The 7,154-nt window shown below is 64.7% G+C and carries 8 protein-coding genes; 5 read left to right on the top strand and 3 right to left on the bottom strand.

The features are described from left to right. From MJD61_18065 to MJD61_18080, 4 genes are all read left to right on the top strand, one after another. The coding region (locus tag MJD61_18065) for a discoidin domain-containing protein (protein MCG8557170.1) at positions 1–1,005 on the top strand (1,005 nt) is incomplete at its 5' end. A 3-nt stretch (positions 1,006–1,008) separates the two neighbouring features. After that, the gene (locus MJD61_18070) at positions 1,009–1,200 is read left to right on the top strand and encodes a DNA-binding protein (GenBank protein MCG8557171.1); all 192 of its coding nucleotides are present in this window, start codon (positions 1,009–1,011) and stop codon (positions 1,198–1,200) included. Continuing rightward, positions 1,197–1,580 carry a type II toxin-antitoxin system death-on-curing family toxin gene (locus tag MJD61_18075; GenBank protein MCG8557172.1) on the top strand — a complete coding sequence of 128 codons (384 nt, stop codon included), beginning with the start codon at positions 1,197–1,199 and terminating at the stop codon, positions 1,578–1,580. Before MJD61_18070 ends, MJD61_18075 begins: the two co-directional genes overlap by 4 nt. A gap of 30 nt (positions 1,581–1,610) precedes the next feature. Next, entirely contained in the window at positions 1,611–1,889 is a 279-nt protein-coding gene (locus tag MJD61_18080; GenBank protein MCG8557173.1) for a hypothetical protein, read from the top strand. A gap of 2 nt (positions 1,890–1,891) precedes the next feature. On the opposite strand, the gene MJD61_18085 is transcribed toward MJD61_18080, so the two are convergent. After that, the gene (locus tag MJD61_18085; GenBank protein MCG8557174.1) at positions 1,892–2,071 is read right to left on the bottom strand and encodes a hypothetical protein; all 180 of its coding nucleotides are present in this window, start codon (positions 2,069–2,071) and stop codon (positions 1,892–1,894) included. A 22-nt stretch (positions 2,072–2,093) separates the two neighbouring features. Then, positions 2,094–3,377 (bottom strand): DUF418 domain-containing protein, encoded by a 1,284-nt coding sequence (locus tag MJD61_18090; protein MCG8557175.1) that lies wholly within the window; start codon positions 3,375–3,377, stop codon positions 2,094–2,096. 954 nt (positions 3,378–4,331) lie between these two features. On the opposite strand from MJD61_18090, the gene MJD61_18095 reads away from it, so the two are divergent. After that, positions 4,332–4,532: an energy transducer TonB gene (locus tag MJD61_18095; GenBank protein ID MCG8557176.1), complete on the top strand. Its 201-nt coding sequence runs from the start codon at positions 4,332–4,334 to the stop codon at positions 4,530–4,532. Between the two features lie 87 nt (positions 4,533–4,619). Here the strand turns inward: MJD61_18095 and MJD61_18100 are convergent, their stop codons facing one another. Beyond that, positions 4,620–6,854 carry a TonB-dependent receptor gene (locus tag MJD61_18100; protein MCG8557177.1) on the bottom strand — a complete coding sequence of 745 codons (2,235 nt, stop codon included), beginning with the start codon at positions 6,852–6,854 and terminating at the stop codon, positions 4,620–4,622. Between the last annotated feature and the right edge of the window lie 300 nt (positions 6,855–7,154).

The following is a 7,154-nucleotide window of genomic DNA, read 5'->3' on the forward strand; positions in this document are numbered from 1 at the left end:
GTGCCGCGCTGGCTGTGCGAGCGCAGCCACAGCTTCGAGCAGATTACGCGCTACAGCCAAGTGGACATCGACTCGCCAGGCAACGATCAACGCTTCCCTGCGGGGACACCGGTGAACGTCGGCGTGCGCCTGCATCCGAGGTTCAACCGTCAGCATCTACAGCGTCTCGAGCTCCGCGCGGCCCCGGGACATGACCTGGACTTTCCCGAACTGGTCATGGGCCAGAGCGCCGACCCCAACGTTCAGAGCATCGTCTGGACGCCACCGGCGCCCGGTCCCTGGCGCTTTCGCCTCCTGCTGGTGAACTCCCTCGGCGAGGAGTTTTCGAGTGAGCCGCTCTATCTGTTTGCCGAGCCGCCGGGCGGCGGGCCGATCTATCAGAGGATAACGGGCGCCTGGCTTCAACCCCGATCCCTAAGATACCGCGACATCTACAACGCCAGCAACAGGGTCGTCTACAACGATCCGGCGAGCTACCGTCAGGCGGTTCGCGCCATCGAGCGCCCCATGGTGCAGCCCAGCGTGGACGACCCGGCAAACCTCCAAGTCGGCGGGTCGCTCATCGACGGCAACCTGACCCAGGCCGCCACCGGCCCGGCCGGCTTGCGGTGGTATGGTGTGAAGGGCCTGGTGTTCGATCTGGGTGCGAGCCGCCGGCTCGACTTCGTGGAGCTGGTGGCGCCGCCCGGTTCCAGCGCTGACTATTTCGGCAAGTTCGGGGTCCAGGTAGCAACGCTTCCTGACGCGCAATACTCCTACACGAACAGCGACTTCACTTGGCGCACGGTTCGGCGTATGGGCCATGCCCGTATGTCGGCCAAGTTGCCGTTGGATATCGACCGCAGCTACCGAATCCACCTGCCCGCGGGCACCGAGGCCCGCTACCTCAGGTTCATCATCCACACCATCGACTCGATGGGCTCCAGCGACGGGAACCTCTCGGAGGTGCGCATCGGTTCGTACCCGGGCCTGGCCAGGGGTTCGGATAGGCATGCTAGGCTCTAGGTCATGACCCTTGCCATCGACCTCCCGGATGGCCAGCTGGACCAGCTCCGCCTGGTCGCAAATCGCGCCGGAATCCCGGTGGAGGAGTTGGTGCGCGCGATGGTGCTCGCTCAGCTAGCTCAGGACGAGTCTTTCGAGGACGCCGCACAGCACGTCCTTCAGAAGAACGAAGAGCTCTACCGCCGTCTAGGCTGATGCGTCTCCTCAACCTCACGCAGGTGCTCGCGTTGCACCAGCGTATTGTCGCGACGAGCGGAGGCTCCCCTGGCATCCGCGATTTGGGCGCCCTGCTGTCGGCGCTCAGCCAACCGAGCGTGACATTCGACGGTCAGGAGCTCTACCCGACTTTGGAGGAAAAGGCGGCGGCGCTCTGCCTCAGCTTGGTGTCGGGCCATCCGTTCATTGACGGCAACAAGCGTCTCGCGCACGCGGCGACGGAGGTTTTTCTTGTTCTCAACGGACACGAGCTTGACGCGACGGTGGACGAGCAAGAGCAGCTGATGCTTGCGCTCGCATCGGGCGAGGTATCGCGTGCAGTGCTGGTCGACGGTTCAGGGCCCACACGGTTCCTCTAGCCGTGTCGTGAGCCACGACGACGACGGGCGTTGCCGGCGGCAGCCCACAGTGCTCGAAGCGAACGTGAGAGCGCTGAGATCGCCGTACTCTGCAACAACGGTGCGCATAGGTTCTCGGCCGTCGCCAGCGCCGGCGGCATCGCGTTCCCCGGCCTCAATGGCTTCAGCTGCGCCGCAGACGTGGGCGCGGACGGCTCCACGCTATTCGGTGCCTGCACGCGGGAGAACGCGGACGGTTCGGTTTCACAGTGCGCTGACCTTACCGACTACCAGGGCGCCCGGCTCGTCATTCGCGAAGCATCGCACTAGTGCTAGAGAAGGACTCCGTCGTTCACGTTTTCTGGCGCACCTCGAACCGGGAACCTTTCGATGTGGGCAATGCCAAGGCCATCGAAGTAGCCGACACCCGCCGAAATCATGTTGGTCGCGAGCAGTACGTCGACGGGCCAGTCGACGTTGCATCGGGGGAAGGTGTTATCAAGCTTCTTCAAGAGACCCGGTATTCGCCAAGAGTCAATCCCGAGGTGATCGCGGAGGCTGGCTTCTTTGCCTTCCACGGTCTGAGTACGTCCAGCGTCGCCACAGAGCTTCTAGTGGCCCTCGCGCGTTGCGCCCCAGCCACCACGCGCACGCATATCGTTGCGCCGAGAGGATCGAGATGGCGAACAGGGGAAGGAGCGCGATTGGGGTACGTCCCGCGAGGGCGAAGCCGTAGCCTGTAAACGCGACGAGTTGGACCGCCGTTTGGGTGATGTAGACCGTAAGGGCCATGCGACCGAGTGGCACGAACCAGTGCAACCACTGACGCGTCAACGTGGCCCGGCATGCAAGTACGGCGAGCGCCAGGTACGCGAGCGCAAGCGGCGTGGTGCCAAGCGTGTACGCGACGGTCTGGATGAGTCCGGTGCTCGAGACCATGAAGGTCGATCCCGTGTCCGCCTTGATGTCTGCATAGACGTAGCTTGCGCTCAGGCCGACAACACCGCCGGCAGCTGCTGTTACCCGAAGCGAACGTCCGAGCGTGTCGAGTCGGGTCAACACGCCGAAACCAAGCCAGGCACCGATCAGAAAGAGCGCGAGTACCTTCGTGGGCCGGCCGCTTTGGAGGTAGGTGCCGGGCCGAACCACAGCGTTTGCGACGTTCCACGCGCGGTAGTCTGCGCTGGACTCGCTCGCCAGAAGCTCTAACGTTGGTCGCCCCCCCACGCCGAATCGCTCACGCACCTGGGCGGCAGCTTCGGCGAACGGGCGCCTTGGATCCGCGTTTCCGGCCGAAGCAACCACGGCTAGGTGGGTAAGCAAAGGAGCGGCCAGAAGCACCGTGATCAACCCGGCCCGTGGCCGCGTACCAAGGCGCGCAAACGTGGGAAGGAGCAGCCCCATGAGTCCGTACAGCACGAGAATGTCGCCTGACCACAGCGCGACCATGTGCACGAGGCCGAAGCCGACCAGAATCGCCATCCGGCGGCGAAAGAACCTTGCGAACTGGTCGACGCCAACGCCTACCGCCGCCGCTCGCTGCCTCTGTAGCGCGAAACCAATCCCCAGCAGTATCGAAAAGACAGAATAGAACTTGCCCTCGACGAGCCAGTCGATGCCAAACAGCACACTGTCGCCGATTTCGCTCCAGACCATGGAGCGACGTACCGCGGCATCCATGACGTGCACGCCAAAGAAGCTGGTGAGGTTCGCGAGCAGAATGCCCGCCAGCGCCACCCCACGGATGGCGTCGAGAAGCGGCAGCCGCTCTGCCACCGACACCGGAGCGGGAGGCGTGCTCATCGAACGCTTGCTCATGCCTTCGTGTGCATCGACCCCAGCCATCGAGCGTCACCGCAGTCGAGCCGCACTGTAGAGTCGAGCCGCACTGTGGAGTCGAGCCGCACTGTGGAGCCGAGCCGCACTGTGCGCCGTTCTTTCTTAAGCACTGTGCGCCGTTCTTTCTTAAGCGCAGCGAAGACTCTAACCTAGGGACCCACTTGCGGCGCGCATTGTATATGACGAACCCAGTATTATAGCAAGTCACTTGCATTGGCGTTCTGGCTCGAGCAAGAACCTGGATTGATCCCGGCGTGGCTGGCGGTCGCGGTCTCGGCGCGGCACGCCGCGAGCCTTCATCGATCCACGTTGCCACCGAACATGCAAGACTGCGATTCTCACTCCCGTCCGAACGCCTCGAGTCGGGGCTCGCATGTCCGCAGCCAGGCGGTCGCTAGCGGATACGCCTCGGCCATCGAGGCCGCTCGAATGCGGTGGACGTGGCTGCTGGCCTCCGTAGTGCTGCACGCGCTGGCCATCGTTGGCTCACAGCGCTCCGCCAGACACAGGGTCGAGGAGTCCCGACCGCGACTCGTGCGGGTCACGCTTTTTCAGCCGCCGGCGGCGATACCGGCCGGGCATACGCCCACGTCGCAGTCCCGCGCCACTGCACGATCACCCGTGGCCGCCCGTCGCGCGCGGCGTGCCAAGCGTCCAGTTGGCCGACGACCCGCGCCCCGCGTGTCGACCGCGCGACGCACGGCTGCGCCGCGGCGAAGAAAGATGGATGAATCGCCTCCCGCCTTGGCCGCAGCCGACACCCCGCGGTCGTCGCAAGACGAGGCGTCCGCCTCGGATGGGCGACCTGGGTCGCCTGCGCTTGAATCGCCGGCAGCGCCAGGACCGCGGGCGGTCTCCGAGGTCGCCCATCCTCCGGTCCCCTTGCACCGGGCACGGCCCAAGTACCCGTCCAGGGCCAAACGCCTTCGGATCATGGGCCGCGTGCGCCTTGAGGCGGTCGTCGATCGTAACGGTGTAGTCCGCGATCCGATTCGTGTGCTCAAGTCGATCCCTGAGCTGGACGCCGCGGCCATCGCAGCCCTGCGCCGGTGGCGGTTCGCGCCGGCTCGCGACGAGCGGGGTCGCCCGTTATCGGTGATCGTTGAGGTGCCGTTGCGGTTCGTGCTTCGTTAGCATTCGCTGCGAGCCAGGGACGCCAGGCCCGCGGGTCACAACTTCGTTCCGTCCCACGTGAAGACCCAGGTGAACGGCGACTCGTCATCAGTACCGGATCGTGACCAAGAGGTCGACCGAGCGCGGCGGCGCGATGGTCAGCTGATCCGGGGAGATGTCGGTGTACGAAGCGTAGAAAGTGTTTGTGAGGTTGCGTCCTCGCAACGTGAAGTCCATCGCGGAGCGCCCGACGCTGGGGCTGTAGCGGAGCGCGGCTTCGAGCGTCGTATGGCCGCCAACCTCGATCCGGTTGTCGTCCGTCGTGAAGAAGCGCCCTGCGTGATGTACGCCAAGGATCGCCGTCACCGGCAGGATGGGTGCGTCGAAGTACACAAAAGCGTTTAGGATCCGCTCCGGAACACGCGACGGTGTGTTTCCCTTTAGGTTCTTGCCCGTCTTGTCCGTAAGGGCGTCGAAGCGCGCGTCGAGGTGGGTGTAGTTGACGTCTACGCGCAGGCGAGACAGGAGCAGCGCGCCCAGCGTCAGTTCGGCGCCCCGAGACGAGCGCTTGCCACCCTGAATGCTCAGCATTGGGTCATCCGGGTCGCGGGTGAGGATGCTGTCTTGCTGAATGAAGAAGCCCGACAGCCCCAAGGCGAGCCGATCCTCGAACAGGGAGCTCTTTACGCCCGCTTCCATCGCCCAACCCGTCGTCATCTTGAACGCTGCCCTTTGTGGGGACAGGGCCAGCAGCGAGGATGGGGGAGCGGCCGCGGTGCTGATCTGGGCGAACGCTTGTGTCTTCGGCAAGATGTCGTAGACCGAACCGAGCCGCCAGGTAAGATGGTTAAAGGTGCGGTCGACCGGCGTCCGTGTTTCCGGCATGGCGTTCAGATTGGTCGACGCGCGGTCGACGGCGTTGCGCTCGAGGCGCAGGCCGCCAACCAGCAGCCATTTGGAGTTGAGATTGACTGCGTCCTCGACGAATGCCGCAGCAGTCGACAGGGAATTGTCCCGGTCTTCTCGGCGACCGAACACCATCGGGTCGTCGCCTTGTGGGAACCGCCCGCGGTCCGGGTTGCGTGGATCGACCGCTGTCGTGCTGCCGAAGCGGCGCTGGGTGAAGAACGAGAGGTCGCTATAGTAGACGCCGACCGCGGCGCGGTTGCGGAGACCGCCCAGCCGGAAATCACCATTCAGGGTCAGCCTGTCCGTGAACGAGCGGAAATCGTGCGTGACGATCCCCGTGCTTCGCTCGACCTTGGCGGCCATGGAATCGAACCCGAAGTACTCGGAGTTGATGAACCGGCGGTTCGACCAGTACGCGTGGGCCGTGTTTCGCAGCGACCACACGTCGTTCAACTCAAGCGTGACCCTCGTGCGCGCCCAGTACGTGTTCGAGTCGACGATGCCATCTGTGACGTTGTAGTTCACGCGCCGAAGCTTCTCATCGAGCACGCGACCGTCTGCGCTCTTGACGAGCTCCGACGGTTTTTGGGCGGCGTTCTCCGGCACCAGAGGCGTGCCGAAGTAGGCGGAGTTGTAGTCGTCCCGTAGGTAGTCGAATGCGGCCTCGATGGTGAGTCGATCCGTCGCGGCCCAAGTCACCGGCGCACTGAGTGCGACAAAGTTGGCGCCCGCGTCCTGTACGTAGCCTGAGGTGCGCATGTAGGCGACGAGCGGGCGAACTGCGAGCGTGCGGTGGAGCGCCACGTTTGCGTCCGCGCCAAGCTTGAAAGTGGCGAAGCTGCCAAGCCCCATTTGTGCGTTTACAGCGTTCGCGCCCAAGCGGGGCCGCTTCGGCACTAGGTTAACGACGCCGGCGAGCGCACTTTCGCCGTAGGTCACCGAGGAGGGCCCCTGAAGCACCTCAATCCGCTCGAACAGGAAGCTGTCCATCATGCGGGTGAAGAACGCCTCCTCGGCGGGGCGGACCCCATCGTACAGGAGCAGCACCGCCCGGCCCGAGCCGCTGAACCCGCGCAGCGTGAGTGCTCCAGGGCTGGTCGCGTTGTTCGACGAGCTCACGCCCGGAGCGCGGTTGAGTGCCTCCTCCGTCGTCCGCGCGCCAAGGTCCTGGAGCTTGTCCTCCGTCATGATATCGACGACCGCGGGCGTTTCCCGCACGGTCAGCTTCAGGCGGCTTCCAGTGCTCGGCGCAGCCGCGAACGGCAGTAGCTCCTCCGCCTCATCCTCGACGACGACCTCGCCGATTTCGTAGGTCCTTTGGGCCGGCTCGGCTGGGGCCTGCGCCAAAACTGCATACGGCGCTAGCGATGCGAACATGCCGGTCGCCGTCAAAAGACACCTCAGAAATGCGCATTTCACGTCGACGTTTCTCATGCCTTCTCTGGCCGATGAAACACCGCCCGCGCCGCATGCGGATCGCAGGCGCCACTGGCTGGCCAGCTTGCCCTCAAAGGATCGGCTCGCGCTGTTATCATCCCTGGTTTGTATATGCAAGCTATTTGCGTCGGCGCGGCGGGGCGACCTGACCCGCCTTGAGGCTTGGGATATCCCGGCGGGTGCGGTGGGGGCGGCTCGCAGCTGGAGCCCACGGTCACCGGTCGGGCTCTTCGGCGTCTCTACGGGCTCCCGATGTGGCGGAGCCGCACAACGGCGCGGCAAAGGTACACGACCGGA

It is taken from the genome of Pseudomonadota bacterium (genome assembly GCA_022361155.1).
Taxonomy (GTDB): Bacteria; Myxococcota_A; Polyangia; order Polyangiales; family JAKSBK01; genus JAKSBK01.

Coding starts and splice junctions, on each gene's coding strand:
- MJD61_18090 (MCG8557175.1), bottom strand. CDS start 3,377: ATGAGCAAGCGTTCGATGAGCACGCCTCCCGCTCCGGTGTCGGTGGCA.
- MJD61_18070 (MCG8557171.1), top strand. CDS start 1,009: ATGACCCTTGCCATCGACCTCCCGGATGGCCAGCTGGACCAGCTCCGC.
- MJD61_18095 (MCG8557176.1), top strand. CDS start 4,332: ATGGGCCGCGTGCGCCTTGAGGCGGTCGTCGATCGTAACGGTGTAGTC.
- MJD61_18100 (MCG8557177.1), bottom strand. CDS start 6,854: ATGAGAAACGTCGACGTGAAATGCGCATTTCTGAGGTGTCTTTTGACG.